At 38.6% G+C, this 16,994-nt stretch carries 13 protein-coding genes and 2 pseudogenes; 1 reads left to right on the top strand and 14 read right to left on the bottom strand.

Annotated features, from left to right (window positions below; translation table 11 throughout):
• Positions 1–40: 40 nt before the first annotated feature.
• Together HMPREF9182_RS09475 and HMPREF9182_RS10165 are read right to left on the bottom strand one after the other, a co-directional pair.
• A complete protein-coding gene (locus HMPREF9182_RS09475) occupies positions 41–1,252 on the bottom strand; it encodes a glycosyltransferase (RefSeq protein WP_009443877.1) in 1,212 nt (403 codons plus the stop codon).
• Between the two features lie 186 nt (positions 1,253–1,438).
• Positions 1,439–2,841: pseudogene (locus HMPREF9182_RS10165) on the bottom strand (IS1182 family transposase).
• Between the two features lie 382 nt (positions 2,842–3,223).
• Here HMPREF9182_RS10165 and HMPREF9182_RS09465 point away from each other — a divergent pair.
• On the top strand, positions 3,224–4,465 hold the full coding sequence (locus HMPREF9182_RS09465) for a glycosyltransferase family 8 protein (RefSeq protein ID WP_009754885.1): 1,242 nt from the start codon (positions 3,224–3,226) through the stop codon (positions 4,463–4,465).
• 753 nt (positions 4,466–5,218) lie between these two features.
• On the opposite strand, the pseudogene HMPREF9182_RS11020 reads toward HMPREF9182_RS09465, so the two are convergent.
• The 12 genes and pseudogenes from HMPREF9182_RS11020 to aroB form a co-directional block, all read right to left on the bottom strand.
• Positions 5,219–5,799: pseudogene (locus HMPREF9182_RS11020) on the bottom strand (hypothetical protein).
• Positions 5,792–6,532 carry an ABC transporter permease gene (locus HMPREF9182_RS09455; protein ID WP_037602888.1) on the bottom strand — a complete coding sequence of 247 codons (741 nt, stop codon included), beginning with the start codon at positions 6,530–6,532 and terminating at the stop codon, positions 5,792–5,794. The pseudogene HMPREF9182_RS11020 and the gene HMPREF9182_RS09455 overlap by 8 nt, the downstream one beginning before the upstream one ends.
• Positions 6,522–7,421: an ABC transporter ATP-binding protein gene (locus HMPREF9182_RS09450; protein WP_009443268.1), complete on the bottom strand. Its 900-nt coding sequence runs from the start codon at positions 7,419–7,421 to the stop codon at positions 6,522–6,524. The genes HMPREF9182_RS09455 and HMPREF9182_RS09450 overlap by 11 nt, the downstream gene beginning before the upstream one ends.
• 214 nt (positions 7,422–7,635) lie before the next feature.
• Complete coding sequence (gene rlmD / locus HMPREF9182_RS09445; RefSeq protein WP_009754371.1) at positions 7,636–8,994, bottom strand: 23S rRNA (uracil(1939)-C(5))-methyltransferase RlmD; 1,359 nt, start codon at positions 8,992–8,994, stop codon at positions 7,636–7,638.
• Positions 8,995–9,078: 84 nt separating this feature from the next.
• Positions 9,079–10,401 (bottom strand): LCP family protein, encoded by a 1,323-nt coding sequence (locus HMPREF9182_RS09440; protein ID WP_009443294.1) that lies wholly within the window; start codon positions 10,399–10,401, stop codon positions 9,079–9,081.
• 14 nt (positions 10,402–10,415) lie between these two features.
• The gene (gene pheA / locus HMPREF9182_RS09435) at positions 10,416–11,243 is read right to left on the bottom strand and encodes a prephenate dehydratase (protein ID WP_009754595.1); all 828 of its coding nucleotides are present in this window, start codon (positions 11,241–11,243) and stop codon (positions 10,416–10,418) included.
• A complete protein-coding gene (locus tag HMPREF9182_RS09430; protein ID WP_009443568.1) occupies positions 11,234–11,719 on the bottom strand; it encodes a shikimate kinase in 486 nt (161 codons plus the stop codon). Before HMPREF9182_RS09430 ends, pheA begins: the two co-directional genes overlap by 10 nt.
• On the bottom strand, positions 11,712–12,995 hold the full coding sequence (gene aroA / locus HMPREF9182_RS09425) for a 3-phosphoshikimate 1-carboxyvinyltransferase (protein ID WP_009754810.1): 1,284 nt from the start codon (positions 12,993–12,995) through the stop codon (positions 11,712–11,714). Before aroA ends, HMPREF9182_RS09430 begins: the two co-directional genes overlap by 8 nt.
• A 181-nt stretch (positions 12,996–13,176) precedes the next feature.
• Entirely contained in the window at positions 13,177–14,091 is a 915-nt protein-coding gene (locus HMPREF9182_RS09420) for an L-lactate dehydrogenase (protein WP_009754456.1), read from the bottom strand.
• A gap of 113 nt (positions 14,092–14,204) precedes the next feature.
• Positions 14,205–14,543 (bottom strand): YlbF/YmcA family competence regulator, encoded by a 339-nt coding sequence (locus HMPREF9182_RS09415; RefSeq protein ID WP_009443478.1) that lies wholly within the window; start codon positions 14,541–14,543, stop codon positions 14,205–14,207.
• Positions 14,544–14,631: 88 nt separating this feature from the next.
• On the bottom strand, positions 14,632–15,798 hold the full coding sequence (aroC, locus tag HMPREF9182_RS09410; protein ID WP_009754349.1) for a chorismate synthase: 1,167 nt from the start codon (positions 15,796–15,798) through the stop codon (positions 14,632–14,634).
• A gap of 89 nt (positions 15,799–15,887) precedes the next feature.
• Positions 15,888–16,955: a 3-dehydroquinate synthase gene (gene aroB, locus HMPREF9182_RS09405; protein WP_009443849.1), complete on the bottom strand. Its 1,068-nt coding sequence runs from the start codon at positions 16,953–16,955 to the stop codon at positions 15,888–15,890.
• Positions 16,956–16,994: the final 39 nt, after the last annotated feature.

The raw sequence follows: 16,994 nt of genomic DNA, 5'->3' as shown, positions 1-16,994 counted from the left end.
TCTAAAATATTTCATTTAAGAAGTGTAGGTAAGCATACTTCTAATTCAAGTTGGATTTAATTCGCTCTATCATTTCCTGATAGTTCTCATGCGAAAATACTTCTTCTTGAATTCCTTCTGTTTGAACATTGTCAAAAGAATAAATAGGCTTATTTAATTCTTGAAATTGCTTCACTACATTTTCAAACTTTTGATCATAATTTATATCCAAATAAATGTCACTTTCTTTAATCAAATCATTTAAAGGATAAGGTAAAATAGATGGATGCAATCGAACATTCTCATAGGACATCAACTCAAGTAATCTATCAGACATTAAAGTATACGCAGCTATATGAAACAGACATTCTGGTAAGGCTGTAACTAATTCTTCAATTCGTTCCAACTGATCTGAGTTGGTCAAAGTCAAGAGTTGGCATTGATATCCTTCATTTCTTCTTTTTAACTCTTTCTCAAGATCTATCTTATCACCTGCAATAATCCTAGACCAATCAAGGAAATAGTAGAACCACCATACTTCACGCAAACGCATATTAGAAACTGTATTCCACGGCTTTTGACCTGAAATATAGTGAAGAATTGCCGGAAGGGGAGAAAGCGGAATTTCAAAAATCCAATCATGACCATCTAAGGCTGCACCCATATCAAAACCGATTTGAAAATTATAAGTATCTTCTAATTCTAACTTTTTACCTTCAAACATCATGTTCAAGATAGTCTGATCACCTTCAGGAATATTATATAATTCTCTATCTGTTAACTCAACTAACTTTTGTGACATATTATCTTCGCGCCAGCGTTTGTTGTTAAGCACCATCATACCAGAATTGAAACCAATTCCTGTCCCATAAGTTGCACGAGTTGTTGCTACATAATAATCATCCAAATCCATTTCAAAAAGATTATCTAGGTTTCGCGTGACCACAATATCACAATCCAAATACAATACTCTATCAGCTTCTACATAATCTGGAATAAAGTAGCGAGCGTACGCCATGTAATTGATATGTGGAAAATTTGCCGCTTCCCATTTTAATTTCAGCTGACTATTAAATAACTTAACATCCTGTAATTCACTACCAGCTTTCTGAACATTATGTCGCATGTAGTAGAACCATTCTTGCGGAATGTCTTGATTAAAAACATGAATTTTCAAGTTTTTATGGTGACTACAAAGAGATTTAATAGTAGTTTCAATCTGTCTAATATACCCATAATCTCCCGCAAGAACTACCGCTTTTGTTTTATTCATATACAATTCTCCCTTTTGAGTTTAATTATAAAGCACAGCACTTCACTAGTATAGCACATTTGACGGATTCATTCAAGTATCATCATCAAAAAGCATAAAAAGGGATAACTGCTTTTTACGAATTAGTATGTTTATCACATGAGATATCAAAACGATATGACTATATATTTATATTAAAGGCAAACGTCAAATTTGGAGGTTTGTCTTTTTTCTTTTCAAAAATATTTTCTTCACTACATAATACTCTATCCCAAAATCTGATTTAGAGAAAAATAAAGGGATATTCGCTATCCATTTCACTAATTTTTTGAAATTTAAATACACCAAAGTAAGCCCAAACTTTTCTTCCATTCTAAACTTTTCTTTCTCTCTGCTGTATCTCAAGTTATGGTACTCCTTAGCAGTCTCAAAGAAGCGTTCAATTGTTTCTTTGCGTTTCTTATAGAGCTCCTTCATCCCTCTTTGATACCGAATCTCTTCACAATATTCAAGGTCTTCTTTCCATAAATATCTCGTTCTTACCTTTGGAAATTCTACCTTCGGGTACAATTGGATAATAGAGGACAAATGACACCCCTTGGGAGTAAACTCATACTCACGATAGCCTTCTCGTGTCGTAGTGAGATAGGTTAACACCTAGTTCTCTGGACAGAGATAACAGTCATAGTAGTCATCATAAACAAAGTCATTGAGTCTTGAGTTTCCCTTAACTCCTTTGGGACGAGTATAAAAAAACAGGGATGATATTTCTCTTTAATAAAATACTGAGCAATAGCTAGGGTCTTGTAGCCTGATTCCGCAATAATGTAGCGGGGTGAGAAAAGTTCTAACTTTGAAAAAAGAGAAGAAAAAGCCTGGCTATCATGAACATGTCATGCTTCAACCGTATAAACCAAGGCACAACTATACTTATCACAAGCTACTTGGACAAAATAGGCAAATACTTCCTTGTGTTCCCCCTTGTGGAACCAACCACTCTCAGGATCTGTCGTTGAGATTTTCTTTTCCTTAGCCTCGCTTTCTTGCGCGGGCTTTAAGGACTTTTTTTCGTGTTTTCTCCTATCTAAATCAATCTCAATTTCCAATTGCTCACTCATAAATTTTGCTTGTTGGTCAACCATTTCCTTATGATACTTGTGACTGTTAGCTGCCGCTTTGATATGGGTACCATCCACAAATATTTCAGAAGGATCAATCAAACCAGCACATAAAGCTTGATGGAGTACTTGTGAAAATATCCCAGTAATCAGTTCTCTATCTTGAAAGCGACGACTGTAATTCTTTCCATATGTGGTAAAATGAGGCACCTTGTCATCCAAGCTTAGTCCAAGAAACCAACGATAGGCTACATTGACTTCAATGTCTTTAATGGTTTGGCGCATAGAGCGAATACCATAAAAACATTGAATCAAAGGGATTTTAACTAACATGACCGGATCTAGACTAGGACGGCCCTGATCGGGGCTATAAGTTTCTTCAACTAAGTCATAGATAAAATCAGAATCAATCTTCGAATCTACATAATCTTTTGGGACCAATTTATCTAGCGTGTAAAAGCCATATTGGCGACGAGTGGCGCTTATAATCAATTTTTTCTTTGTAAAGGCTAAGGAACAACCCTCAACTCTTCTTAACTCTATTATATGATTTTACATCAAGAAAAGCCCTTAAAATCTTGTTTTCTAAGGACTTTATCTTTAATCTGATATATATTAAGTGTTGTTTTCTACATCCATTTTTTTCGTGCAAATTCCATCCATGTCTTGATTCAAAAGTATTTCTTTGGTGTTAAGAAGCTATTTCTAAATCACTTCCTTTGTTTGTTTAGTACAGGATTAAAACTACGTTTAGAGAATTGTACTCAAAGAATATTTATAAATTCGGGAACAAATAGCTTAAATTGACTAGCAAAATATAAGTATTTATGTTATACTTGGCTTAATCATTTTTGCATAAAAAGAAAGGTTAAATATGAACAAAGCAATCGCCTTTGGTGCAGATAACGCCTATATTGATAAGGTCACTACTACAATTAAATCTATCTGCGCTCACAATGATAATATAACATTTTATCTTTTAAACGATGATGTACCTTCTGAATGGTTCAGAATCATGAATCATCGTTTAAAAACTATTAATTCTAAAATTGTGAATGTAAAAATCACGGAACATCCTTTAAAAGAATATAGTGTTCCCGATGCACAACGCTTAAATTATGCAGCTTTCTTTAGATACTTCATCCCTCATTACATCCATGATAGTCGTGTCCTTTATCTTGATTCAGATACTCTTGTCACTGGAAATTTAGATGAATTATTTACAACAGACTTAGAAGGATTACCTTTAGCGGCTATTCAAGATTATTCTTCTTGGGGATGGTTAACAATTTTTAATTCTGGCGTGATGCTAATTGACACTGATAAATGGCGCGAAGAAAATGTATTGCAAAATTTAATCGAATTGACCAACGAGCATCATGAACATGTTTATGGTGACCAAGGTGTTTTAAATATGTACTTTCAAAATCGTTGGAAACACCTTGACAAAAAATATAATTACATGGTTGGTCTAGATAGCATTGTACATTCTGTTGCGGATGGTGACCAAAGCTGGTATGATCAGTCTATAGAAAACAAAAACCCACATACATATATGCCAAAAATCATCCACTATACTGCTGGTAAACCTTGGCAAGCACTCAATGCGAATCGTTATAAAGATGTATGGTGGTTCTACCATTCATTAGACTGGTCTGACATTTTGCTCCGTTCCTATGCACTTAAAGGAGGTTATGAAAGTGTCGTTGATAAAGAGAAATTCCAGACATGTATCTTTACAAATGCTGCAGAAATGGCACATTTGGAATATCTTATCAAAGCATTACCTGAAGTTCATTTTAACATCTTAGCTCCAACAAATTTTGCAGCTAGCGTAATGGATTTGCAAAGCTATTTAAATGTTTCTCTTTTCCCATCTTACAACCCTTTTGTTAGTCGTGAAGTACTAGATAAAATAGACTTCTATTTAGATATTAATTATTTCAGCGAAGTTGATGATATTGTGAATACTGTACACTCAATGAATAAACCTGTACTAACTTTCAAAATTACCAATCATGATAAGACAGGTCAGAGTATCATTTTTGATGATTCTCATCCAGAACAGATGGTCAATCATATTAAACAATTATACATCAAGGATAATTCCAAGTAATATTTGAAATTTTTATGTTTATCAACTCTATCTTGATAAACATAAAAAGTCTCATTGCCAACTGTAGTGAGTTAATGAAAAGCTACAACCTGGAGAGGACCAAATTAGTTCTCTCCTTTTTGATGTTCAAAACAACGAATTTCCAGTAACGTTTTAGCGCAGAACCTCCACGTGATTATCCATCTCAATAAGTTTCTTAATACGAAACAGCCGTTCTTCTAATCCAGGGACAGGAGCTTTAATGAGTTTATCTACTTTCAATAGTCAGTAAAGATGGCTACTAACTGACAAATCTGAGTCCTGTGGTTTTTCTGCTTTGGAAAACAGTTTCCAGTGCGGGACAACTCTTGGAGAATACCATAATACCTCTGATGCTCTTACTCTGACGCTTCCTCTTATATTACAAAAAGCCTGGAAATCAAGGCTTTTCATTGTAGCGATTTATCAAAATATTTTAAGCTTTCACGAACAGAGCCACGCACTCAGCGGTTCGGACTTACCGTATCATTTCGTCGGTTTCCCTCCTCATTCTACGAGTCCTATCCCATGGGAGTAGCCTCTACTTCTACTTGCTGATGCCTCAGCTCTTACAAGCAGTGATACCGCCTCAACATATCCTGACTGTTATTTCCCATACTATAAAACAAAATAATAGTAGTCGAAAGATTTAAATTAAACCATTAAACGTAAGGCTACTTTATAATCTTTCAGAGAAAGACTTAAATGATTAGTTCTAGACATATCAATTTACTTTTATTTTTTATTCAAAAATATATCTAACACATCTGCATAGCTAACAAGGGGAGCTGGAAATACTAGTCCAGAATAAAATAGCATTATAGTATTAAATAAATTCAATAAGACGGATACTCGTTTAAAGCGTTCTGTTAACTTAATTGCCATGGTATATAAGACAAAAAATACAGCATAATTAAGTATTGACATCAAAATCAAATCCACTAAATGTAATGAGGGCATAAAAAATTTTCCATTAAAAAACATATGAGATAGAATGATTGAAATCAAAAAAATGAGTGTTGACCAAATAAAATAAGTTGTTGATCTAGCAATATAAATCATCATTGGTGTCCGTCTAGTTGTTTTGATATTTGTATATTGATTAGTGCGAATTTCAAATTCCAACTCCTCATTAGCAAGCAATATCACATTAGTTATAGAATAATAAATAAAAAATAGAGTAGATTTATCGGTTTATTACTATTGAAAATAATAATGATTCCTGTAATAAAAATCATGGAATAAATCACTTCGCAAATACTATCAAACGTGTATCGAACTCTATAATTAACATATCTTCTTAATTCACTAAACATGGAAAAGACTCCCTCTTTTTTTAGCAATGTTTAATAAAGTGAAAAATAGGAAAGTTCCAGCTGACCAATATACTGCACAATAGACTATAATAAAAAAGATACTCTGGTAGGACGGAGAAATAATAAAATTTCTCAAGGCATAGTAAGGGAAAAGCTTTCCTATAAAGCCAAATAAACCACCTAGCGGTGTTAGTATGCCAGTAAAATACAGCATGAAATAAGAAATTAACGATGTAATGCTAGAAGTACGATTAAAAACGAAGCAGAGGCTTGACAGGCAAAAGCCCAAACCATATATGCTAATAATAGTTAGCATACATGCAACCAGGTTTCCAACTAACTTTAAGATACCATCCGGAAAATCAATATCATTTAACGTGGATAAAATGATAAATATAGGTATGGCTTTAACTAGATCCACCAATATCTGAACAATAATTTTAAACATTAAGACATGAAAAACACTCTTACTACTCTGGATTACACTTATCAAAGTTCTATCATAAAGGTCATCCTCAATAAAAAAAGTTGGATGCGTAATACTATGACTCGTAAAATACCAAGTAAATAATAAACATAACAATAAAAATTTACTTTGCGTATCTTTAAAGTATTGAAGATAAGCTGAAACCATTATCAAAATTCCAAAATTTGAAAAAAATAAATTAAATTTAAACTGCATCATCTCTTGCAGCTGTCTCTTTAACTCCCTTCTTATTTCTTTAATCATCATTGATAACCTCATACAATATTTCTTCGATACTTTCCTCAACTTCTTCAAAAAATATCATCTCAAAATTATTAAAGATATTATTTTTTACCTGACTATCTTTTACTTCAACAATCAACCTTTCATTTTCTACTTGATAAGATAAATCAGGAAACAGTCTCTCAAAAGCATCTTTTTCAGAATCAGAAATACCAATTCTATATTTAATCCACCTAGTATTTTTCCAAAAGATTTCTGAAAAACTACCTTGCTGTATTATTTCGCCTCTACTCATGATACAAATTCTTGTTGATATTTCTTTTGCAAAATAGATATCATGAGTCGTCATGAGAACAATGGTTCCTTTTTCTTGGCTGAGAGTTAGTAACAATTTCGCAAACTGCTTTTTGGCAATGACATCCAGACCATTAGTTGGCTCATCTAAACACAATACTTTTGGCTTACAAAGTAAGGCAATAATCAAAGACAATTTTTGTCTCGTTCCTTGTGATAATTCGGACACCAATACATCAACATAGGGATGGAAAGCTAGTTTATTAAATAAATCCTCCAATTCATCCTTAACTTGACTACGCGAACTTTTATTCAAATGTAAAAAGTAATCAATATTTTGATTTGCCGTCAGATACTCGTAGTAGCCTCTACCGCTTTCTAGTACAAGCTTGACATTGTTATGAATATCTTTCGAAGTATTCTTACTACCAAAAACAAATACATCACCTGCGTCTTGTAACATTAAGCCAGAGATAATTTTTATGAAAGTTGATTTACCTGCACCATTGGTGCCAACTATAGAAACAATCTCTCCTGAATGCGATTCAAAGCTAGGAATGTCCAATACAACTTTACCACGAAAATTTTTCTTTAGATTGCGTACAATAATTTCAGTCATGCCTGCATTAACCTCTTTCGATTACTAATACTTTGAACTGTCAAAAATTTAAAAACAAGGATTTTTGAATTACTTTCACTAAAAGGTTTCTAAGCTTTTAAGAGCAAGCTACACCCTCAGCGGTTCAGACTTACCGTATCATTTCGTCGGTTTCTCTCCTCATTCTACGAGTCCTATCCCATGGACTCAAAAGGTTTGGGGAACCTTTTGAGGATTAGTTACGTTTCACCAACAAACTTACACACTCAACATGATGCGTCTGTGGAAATAAGTCCACCGGCTGGACTTTCTTCAACTCATATCCTAATTCTTGGTATAGTTTGATATCACGCGCCATGGTTGCGACATTGCATGAGATATAGGTGATGCGGCCAGCTCCTGTTTGACTGCTTGCTTTGATGAAGCTATCAGTGAGACCTTTCCTTGGTGGGTCCACTAGGATAAGGCTTGGTTGAATCCCATCTTTAAGCCAATTCTTCATAGCATTTTCAGCCGTGTCGCAGACATAGCTGGCGTTGGTAATACCGTTGATTTCCGCATTCTTTCGGCTATTCTCAACTGCTTCTGGAATCACTTCGACACCATAGACCTGCTTGACCTGCTTAGCAACAGAGAGCCCAATCGTTCCGATACCAGAGTAGGCATCAAGCACCACATCATTAGCTGTCAGTTCAGAAAAGTCAATGGCTGTCTGATAGAGCTTTTCAGCCATCTCGGCATTGACCTGGTAAAAGGCTGGGCCAGAGATTTGGAAGTCATTGCCCAACATCTGGTCGGTAATATAGTCTTGACCATAAAGAGTCTTCCACTCCTTGCCAAAAATCGCATTGGTATTCTGGTCGTTGATATTTTGCATGACAGACACAATCTCTGGAAACTGCTTGATTAGTTGTTCAATCAATTGGTCAACACGAAAAACTTTAGGACGAGTCGTTACTAAAATGACCATGATTTGTCCTGAGTAGTGCCCACGACGAACAACAAGGTTCCGAATCAAGCCAGATTGCTCCTTTTCATCATAAGGTTTCAAATCAAAACGCCGAAGCAAGTCACGGGTAAAAAGGATAACTTGGTCAATGACTGGGGCCTGAATATAGAAATCTTCAATCGGCAGAAGATCATGGGAATTTTTCCGGAAAAATCCTGTTTCCAGCTGGCCATTAACACGGCGGACAGGCACTTGAGCCTTATTGCGGTAGCCCAGCGGCTGCTCCATACCAAGTGTCGGAGGCACTTCAACATCGGACAAACTAGCAATCTTATAGAGACTGTCCTTTACCTGCTTACGTTTGAAGTCCAGCTGGGCTGGGTAGTTCAGATGCCCCAAGTCAGCAATCCCCGTGCGCAGATAGGCCATATCAAGATTTTCATTGCGCTGGTCTGAAGTACGGAGAAATTCCTCCACTTTTCCATAGCCGATCTTTTTATTGATCTTGAGCACACGCATGCGGATAATCTCACCTGGTAAAGCATTTTCCACAAAGAAAACTAGGCCTTCTGCCTTGGCCACTCCTGCTCCCTCGTGGCTCAAATCCACGATTTCAACTTCAATCATATCATTCTTTTTTAACATATTTTTCTCTTTCTGCTTTATCGCTCTGCCATTTCCAAAAAGAAAAGGTAGAAACTTGTCCTACCTTTCATTATATCATATATCTTATCTGAGACCTATTTGCTGTAATTTGGCCTTATAGGCTTCAAAGTCGATCAATAGACCTTGGCCACCGTACATATCATAGGCATCTTTCCAATCACCCAAATCAGGGATGGTTACCCTCTCAATACCACCTGCTGCTCCAGTCAAGAGAGACCAACTATTGGTCAAAGGGAAGGTGTAGGGCAGATTTGTTGATGTCATTGCATAGACCTTACCTAAAGCTTCTGATCCTGAAAAAAGTTTCATCGGATTTTTAGCTTGCTGAATTACAGCTGTCAATACTTCCTGCTGTCTGCGTGTTCGTCCAAAGTCACCTTCATCATCCTTTCGAAAACGTGCATAATTAAGCAAAGTTCTTCCATCCATCCGCTGCTGGCCAACTCTTATCGTTTGATTAGGAACCACTCCATCTTTCATGTTGAGGTCATCAGGGACTTCTACCTCCGTTACAGGCTGACCATTAATCGTTGAAAATTGTGCATTCATCGCGACACCTTCTGGAAAGAGAGTGTCAATAGCTGTCGCAAAGGTTGAAAAATCTACCAAGGCATAGTATTTGATGTAAATATCAAAATTATCCTTCAGCATTTCACGAACGAGCTCAGCACCTTGATGATTGCTCTGCTCACCAATCGTATAAGCCGCATTTAGCTTCTGATCATATTCTCCAGGTTGGCTAACGCCCTCGATATGAACCAGCGTGTCCCTCATGAAACTGACTAATTTCAGCTTATGACCCTTTCCTCCAACATTCAGCACCATGATGGTATCTGTCCTTGTCTCATCAGAGGTCTGTCCAACTCGCCCATCTGTTCCTAAAATTAAGATATTCGTGCCATTTGGACTCTCCTCACCATGAAAAACTTCAGCAGTTGGCTTATTTTCAGACGGCACAGACCAGACTCCCTTGATAAACATAATAAGCATTCCAGTTAAAATGAGAACGAATAGAGTAAGCAACCACTTCAATACTCGAGCAAAACCCCATTTTTTCTTGCGTCTTTTGTTCTTTTTTAACTTTGTATCGCTATCTGGCTCATCTGAAGTAGGATTTTCTCTACGCTTCTTCGCCATTTTTTCAGTTTTTTCACTCTTTCGACGATCTTTTCTGCTTCTTGCTCTAGTAGAAGACATCGGCAAAGAATTATCGGACAGGGCTTCCTCAACCTGTCTAGGATTTGCATCATAAACTTCCCCTTGAGACTTTCGTATTAGATAATCGTATTCTTCCTGTTCTTTCTCATTTAAATAATGGAAATTTTTATATAAATATTCTAACCGTAGTTGTTCATGATGGCTTAAATTGTCATTTTGTTTTGCCATAATTCCTCCGATATTCATTCAATAAGGTAGACTTGATAGTGTCCTAAAATCTTAAAAGTAATTCCGATTGTTGCCAGCTCTTCTAGCGCAAATTGAAGTAGTTTTTCCTGTCTTCCATCTACATCAAGGATAAAGAAATATTCTCCCAAGGCAGTCTTTAGCGGTCTACTTTCAATCTTTGTTAAATCTATTCCTCTCCATGCAAAAACCGACAAAGCTTTATACAAAGCGCCAGGTAGATTGTCCGGCAAAGTCAGTGCCAAGGTCTGCTTGAATCCAAGTCTTTCCAAGGACAAAATGGGTATTTCTATCCCTAAAACCCAAAAGCGTGTAAAATTTTCACTCATTTCCTGTACATCACGCGCTAAAATCTGTAAACCATACTCATAAGCTGCTGATTCTGGTGCAATAGCAGCATAGGGCTTATCCGGATGTTCTGCGACCAATCTCGCTGCACTAGCTGTGCTAGCCGTCATCTCTAACAAAGCATCTGGATAATGCTTTTGGATATAGACTTTAGATTGAGCCAGCGCTTGAGGGTGAGAAAATATCTTTTCGATTGGATTTCCAAGATTGCTGACCATCAACTGCTGTTTGATAGGCTGAATCAACTCAACTACAGCCTGAAGCTGAGCATGGTGAAAAAGATAGTCTAATGTTTCGTGGACACTTCCTTCAATCGAATTTTCAACTGGAACAATAGAGAAATCCACTAGCCTATTTTCATAAGCCTTTATGACTTCTGTAATCGTTTGATAAGATATTAAATCAGCCTTTGGAAAGGCCTTTTGCGCAACTTGGTGAGAAAAAGAACCTTTTGGTCCTAAATAACCTACAAGCATCGAATCGTCTCCGCAATCTCTTCTGGTGTTTTATCAGCTACATCAATAATATGAGTCGCAAGCGCTTCGTACAAGGGCAAACGAGCCTCAAAAATTTCCTTGAATGCTGCACGTGTATGGTTTAAGTATAGTGGGCGTCGCATAGCCATATCCTTTTCAAGACGACTATAAATCGTATCAAAATCGACTCGTAGATAGATATTATAAGGGTTTTTCTTAAGCAACGTCTGGTTATAGGGGGATAGCACAATCCCACCGCCTGGCGAGATAATGTTTACTTGATTTTCTAGTAAATCTTCTAGGATCTCTGTCTCAACTTTTCGAAATGCCTCTTCACCTTCTTGCACAAAGAAGTCATGAATAGACATACCGATCTGATGAACTATCAGTCCATCCATATCATAAAAATGAGGATCCAGAAGGCGTCCTACGGTTGTCTTCCCAGCTCCCATAAAACCTAATAATATCTTAGTCATCTAGCAAATCCTCCAAATGAGAAAAGAAGTCTGGATAGCTAGTATTGATAGATTCTGCTCGTGTCAGCTCAACTGTTCCATCCTCTACTAAAAGCGCTGCAATCGCAGCCATCATACCAATTCGATGATCTCCATTCGTATTTACAGAAGCTCCGTTCAAAGGTGTTTTCCCTTGAATAATCATCCCATCTGCTGTCGGTTTTATCCTCGCTCCCATACTCGTCAGTACATCTGCTACCACTTGGATACGATCAGTTTCTTTTACTTTAAGCTCTTCTGCATTTTGGATGACCGTTTGGCCTTTCGCTTGCGTTGCAAGTAAAGCAATAATGGGCAATTCATCAATCAAACGTGGAATCAATTCTCCTCCAATTTCCGTCCCATGAAGGTCCGAACTTTCAACCATGATTGTTGCCGATTTAGTCATATCATCGACCTCAGAAAGAGATAGTCTTCCCCCCATAGCCTGGATAACATCTAGAATCCCCGTCCGTGTTTCATTCACACCTACATTCGTAAGTATAAGCTTTGAGTTTGGTACGATAAGACCAGCTACCAACCAAAAAGCTGCACTAGAAATGTCACCTGGGATAAAGACTTCTTGTGCCTTCAGTTCCTGGTTTCCTTGAACACGAATTTCTTTCCCATTTACCTTCAATTCACCACCAAATTGGAGCAACATATCTTCGGTATGATTACGGGTTATTTCTTTCTCAATGATTACAGATTCACCCTTTGCTTGCAAGGCTGCAAAAATCAAAGCTGATTTGACCTGTGCAGAAGCCATGGGTAACGGGTATCGAATTGGCTGTAAATCAGAAGTTCCATGAACGACCAAAGGTGGTAATTCTCGGCTAGTTTGCCCAGAAATATTCACCCCCATCTGTCGCAATGGTAGAGCAATCCGATCCATTGGCCTTTTCGATAAACTATCATCACCAATCATCTGGACACCAAAGTTACGGCCAGCTAAAACACCTGAAATCAAACGCATGGATGTACCAGAATTCCCCATATTTAATGGATTTTTAGGGGCCTGTAAACCATCAAAGCCACAACCCTTTATTTCAACAAGATTGCCTTTATCTTCAATCTTTACTCCCATTTCACGAAAAGCTCGTATAGTTGATAAGACATCTTCTCCTCGCAAAATATTATGGACTTTCGTAACTCCTTTAGCTAAACTACCAAAGATAATGGAACGGTGGCTAATGGACTTGTCTCCTGGAACACACAGAGTCCCTTTCAAGCCTTTTGCATTTGTTCTTAGCTTCATGGAATACCTCATACATTGGTTTCCTATCATTTTAACACAAAAAAACATGAAAACAAATACGGGTAGGCATTACAAGAATGAAAAATCACCCTAAAATTGTACTGATCTCAAATATGAGATTTTCCATCTCACTTTGAGGTACAGTCCAAAAGTTCTAGGGTGATTTTATTTGTCAAAGCTACTAAATATGTTTTGAAAATTTATCTTGAATAAATTGTGCTGAGTGAGCTAATTTCGCTTCTTCCTCATCAGTCAAACTCAGCTTCACTTGTTCTATTACGCCATTTCGGCCGATAATGGCTGGATAGCTAAGATATGTATCTAGTGGCGCATAGTAATTTGTGATAGGAAGCTCTTCATGGGCATCTGATACCACCGCCAGTGCTAGACGAATAGCTGCACTTGCAATACCATAAGAGGTATATTTTTTGCCATAAAAGACAGTGTGTCCGCCCTTCATAGCCTCCGTTGCTATTTCTTCTAGCACTTTATCAGAAGTGAGTGTGTGAATAGGCTTCCCTTTTACTCTTACCTGACTCCAAGCTGTAAATTGTGAATTTCCGTGCTCACCTAGATTGTAGCCGTAAACGCTTCTCGGATCAACACCAAATCTCACTCCAACAGCGCGTTTCATACGAGCTGTATCAAGTAAAGTCCCGGTACCGATCACTCTTTCTTTTGGTAAACCGGTGTAATGCTGAAATAAGCTGGTGACAACATCTACAGGATTTGTTATCGCAATCAAGACGCCACTAAAACCAACTGACTTAATCTTCTCTGAAATATCAATAACTTCTTTCGAAGTGAAAGGTAACTCTGCAAAACGATCTGCGTTTGGATTGTCTTGAAGTTTAATATTTCCTAAGGCAGAGATAAGGACATCAGCATCTGCCAAAGCTTCATAATCATTAACTGTAATATTGGCATGATGATTCAAATTAGCCGCAGCATCTTGAAAATCTAAAGCATCCGCTCTAACCTTGTCCTCATTTGTATCAATCAAGACATAATCATCAAATGCCCCTTGCGCAATCAGGCCATGAGCTACTGCAGCTCCGACATTGCCCATTCCAATAATAGCAACCTTACGTGACATAAGCAATTCCTTCCATTTCTGTTAATGTATGTTTCATTATACTCAGAAAAAATCAAAAATCAAGTATTTTTAAGTAAAACGAGACTGAAATCAATTGCAGACTCACTTAGGCATTATTTCATCAAGTCTTGAACAGGCTCAAAAACAATTCGTTCAATATCAGATAGGTAAATAGATAATTGTTGCTGCTTATTAAAGAAATCTGTTAAAAGCGAATTTTGTTGAATTTTTTCGCTAAAATTCTTCATTTCTTCTTGTAATTCTGGTGTAGGCATTTGGCCTGTTTGCATCATTTGCTGAATTTTCCCTTGAAAAGCAATATAATCTTTAAATAAGGCTTTTGCCTCACCATCAGTATCAATAGAAGCTTTGCTTTCTAAAACAGCTTTGTATTCTGGTAATTCACGAAAGCTACGGTTTAATTCATTAGCTAAATCATAAATGTTTGACATAAAAATTCTCCATTTCTTCAATCTAAACTACAGAGTTATTTGTACTTTCTATTATTGTAGCAAATTTTTCCTAAAATATAATGATTTGTTAAAAATTTTTGACAAATTCCCGGTGGCGGGCTACAGCATCCTTTAGTTCTTCCAGATTGTCCGAAGAGAATTTCTCCAGAACTTCGGTGGCTAAAACTGTTGCCACCACGCTTTCCATGACAACGCCCGCCGCTGGCAGAGCCGTAGGATCGCTCCGCTCCACTGTCGCCTTATAAGGCTCGTGGGTCTCTATATCCACACTCATCAGCGGCTTGTAAAGGGTTGGAATGGGCTTCATAACACCTCGCACCACGATAGGCTGACCATTGGTCATACCGCCCTCAAAGCCGCCTAGATTATTGGTTCTGCGAGTGAAGCCGTCTTCCTCAGACCAGAGGATTTCATCCATAACTTGACTGCCCTTGAGACGGCCGGCTTCAAAGCCCACACCAAACTCAACTCCCTTGAAAGCGTTGATGGACACGACTCCCTGAGCAATCTTAGCATCCAGCTTCTTGTCCCATTGGACATAGGAACCCAGACCAACCGGCACACCGCCAACGATGGTCTCAATGACACCACCGATGGTATCCCCGTCTTTCTTAATCTGATCAATATAGGCCTTGATTTCTTCTTCGCGCTCGGGATTGACAATGGAAACCTCTGACTGGGCAGCTCTTTCCTTGATCTCTGCTACAGTCAGATCGTCCGGCACATCAATATCAATGCCACCAAAGGTTACGATATGGCTGGCTACCTCTACACCGATTTCTTCCAGCAAGCGCTTTGCTACTGCTCCGACTGCTACACGCATAGTCGTTTCGCGGGCAGAAGAACGCTCAAGGGAATTTCGCAAATCGTCAAAGCGGTATTTCATACCACCGACCAAGTCCGCATGACCAGGTCGTGGCTTGGTAATCTTGCGTAGCCCTTTTTTCTTTTCATCCACATCTGCCGCACTCATAATCTCCAGCCACTTCTGATGATCGAGATTCGTGACATTGAGGGTAATCGGACCGCCCATGGTCAAGCCATGCCGAACCCCGGACGTAATCTCGACTTGGTCGCTTTCAATCTTCATGCGGGCACCACGGCCGTATCCACCCTGACGGCGCTTGAGCTCAGCATTGATATAGTCAGCTGTCAGAGGAAGACCAGCCGGCACTCCCTCAATAATAGCTGTCAGACGTGGTCCGTGCGATTCTCCTGCTGTTAAGTATCTCATACATTTTCTCCTATTCCGAGATGGAAAAACTGGACATTCTATCTATTTTTCATCCAAACTGTCCAATCGTCTTAAGCTCCATCTGGCACTTATTTCTTCAGAAATTCTTTCATCTCTTCAAGCGGAATCTGGTGAATGCTAGCCGAGCCCAGCTCAGGTACCAGTACTAGCTTGATAGAGTTGCCTCTAGCCTTCTTATCATGGGTCAAGGCCTGATAAAGAGCGGTCTCATCCCAAGGCTGGTAATCCACCGGCAAGCCAAACTTCTGACACATACAGATGATGTCTTCTGTGATTCCGGCTGGCATGAGGCCTTGCTTTTCAGCGATGCGAGAAACCTGAACCATGCCAATAGCCACAGCTTCACCGTGCATGACTTTTCCAAAACCCGCTGTCGCTTCGATAGCGTGCCCAATAGTATGGCCGAAGTTCAGGTAGAGGCGGACACCATTATCCAGCTCGTCCTCGATCACAATCTTACGCTTGACATCGCAGGAATGGTAAATGATGCTCTCCGCATGCTCCAAAATCGACTCTGGACTACCATCCATTTCCGAAAGCTCGTCCCAGAGTTTCTTATCCTTAATCAAGCCGTACTTGACTACCTCGCCCATGCCTTCAATCAGTTCCCGCTGACCCAAAGTATACAAGATTTGAGGGTCAATTAGAACTCCGTCAGGCTGGGTAAAAGTGCCGACCATATTCTTGGCCCAAGGGGTATTGACACTTGTCTTACCACCGATAGAGGAGTCTACTTGAGCTGTCAGACTGGTCGGAATCTGCACAAAATGAATGCCCCTCATATAGGTCGAAGCGACAAAGCCTGCCAAATCACCGACGACTCCACCTCCCAAGGCTACAATGCCGTCACTGCGGGTCAGACCAACCTTGACCAAAAACTCATAGACTTTGTTGACAGTCTCTAAGTTCTTGCTGGCTTCACCCTCCAAAAAGTAAAAGACAAAGGCCTCAAATCCAGCCACTTCCAAGCTCAGCTTAACCTTTTCCGCATAGAGTCTAGCCACTCGATTGTCCGTGACGATAACTACCTTCTGAGGTTGCCACAGCTGACTCAGCCAACTTCCAGCCTGAGATAAAGACCCCTTTTCGATGAGAATATCATAGGGATGATGCGGGAGATTCACATTCAGTTTCATAAGCGCCTCCTATATATGAAAATGGACATCCAAGCTTAT

Source organism: Streptococcus sp. oral taxon 056 str. F0418 (assembly GCF_000220065.1).
Lineage (GTDB): Bacteria > Bacillota > Bacilli > Lactobacillales > Streptococcaceae > Streptococcus.
Note: the sequence above shows the minus strand (reverse complement) of the source record. Positions and strands in the feature narration are given on the sequence as shown.

Coding starts and splice junctions, on each gene's coding strand:
- HMPREF9182_RS09465 (WP_009754885.1), top strand. CDS start 3,224: ATGAACAAAGCAATCGCCTTTGGTGCAGATAACGCCTATATTGATAAG.
- pheA (WP_009754595.1), bottom strand. CDS start 11,243: ATGCTTGTAGGTTATTTAGGACCAAAAGGTTCTTTTTCTCACCAAGTT.
- HMPREF9182_RS09450 (WP_009443268.1), bottom strand. CDS start 7,421: ATGACTGAAATTATTGTACGCAATCTAAAGAAAAATTTTCGTGGTAAA.
- aroA (WP_009754810.1), bottom strand. CDS start 12,995: ATGAAGCTAAGAACAAATGCAAAAGGCTTGAAAGGGACTCTGTGTGTT.
- rlmD (WP_009754371.1), bottom strand. CDS start 8,994: ATGTTAAAAAAGAATGATATGATTGAAGTTGAAATCGTGGATTTGAGC.
- HMPREF9182_RS09440 (WP_009443294.1), bottom strand. CDS start 10,401: ATGGCAAAACAAAATGACAATTTAAGCCATCATGAACAACTACGGTTA.
- HMPREF9182_RS09430 (WP_009443568.1), bottom strand. CDS start 11,719: ATGACTAAGATATTATTAGGTTTTATGGGAGCTGGGAAGACAACCGTA.
- HMPREF9182_RS09455 (WP_037602888.1), bottom strand. CDS start 6,532: ATGATGATTAAAGAAATAAGAAGGGAGTTAAAGAGACAGCTGCAAGAG.
- HMPREF9182_RS09475 (WP_009443877.1), bottom strand. CDS start 1,252: ATGAATAAAACAAAAGCGGTAGTTCTTGCGGGAGATTATGGGTATATT.
- aroB (WP_009443849.1), bottom strand. CDS start 16,955: ATGAAACTGAATGTGAATCTCCCGCATCATCCCTATGATATTCTCATC.
- aroC (WP_009754349.1), bottom strand. CDS start 15,798: ATGAGATACTTAACAGCAGGAGAATCGCACGGACCACGTCTGACAGCT.
- HMPREF9182_RS09420 (WP_009754456.1), bottom strand. CDS start 14,091: ATGTCACGTAAGGTTGCTATTATTGGAATGGGCAATGTCGGAGCTGCA.
- HMPREF9182_RS09415 (WP_009443478.1), bottom strand. CDS start 14,543: ATGTCAAACATTTATGATTTAGCTAATGAATTAAACCGTAGCTTTCGT.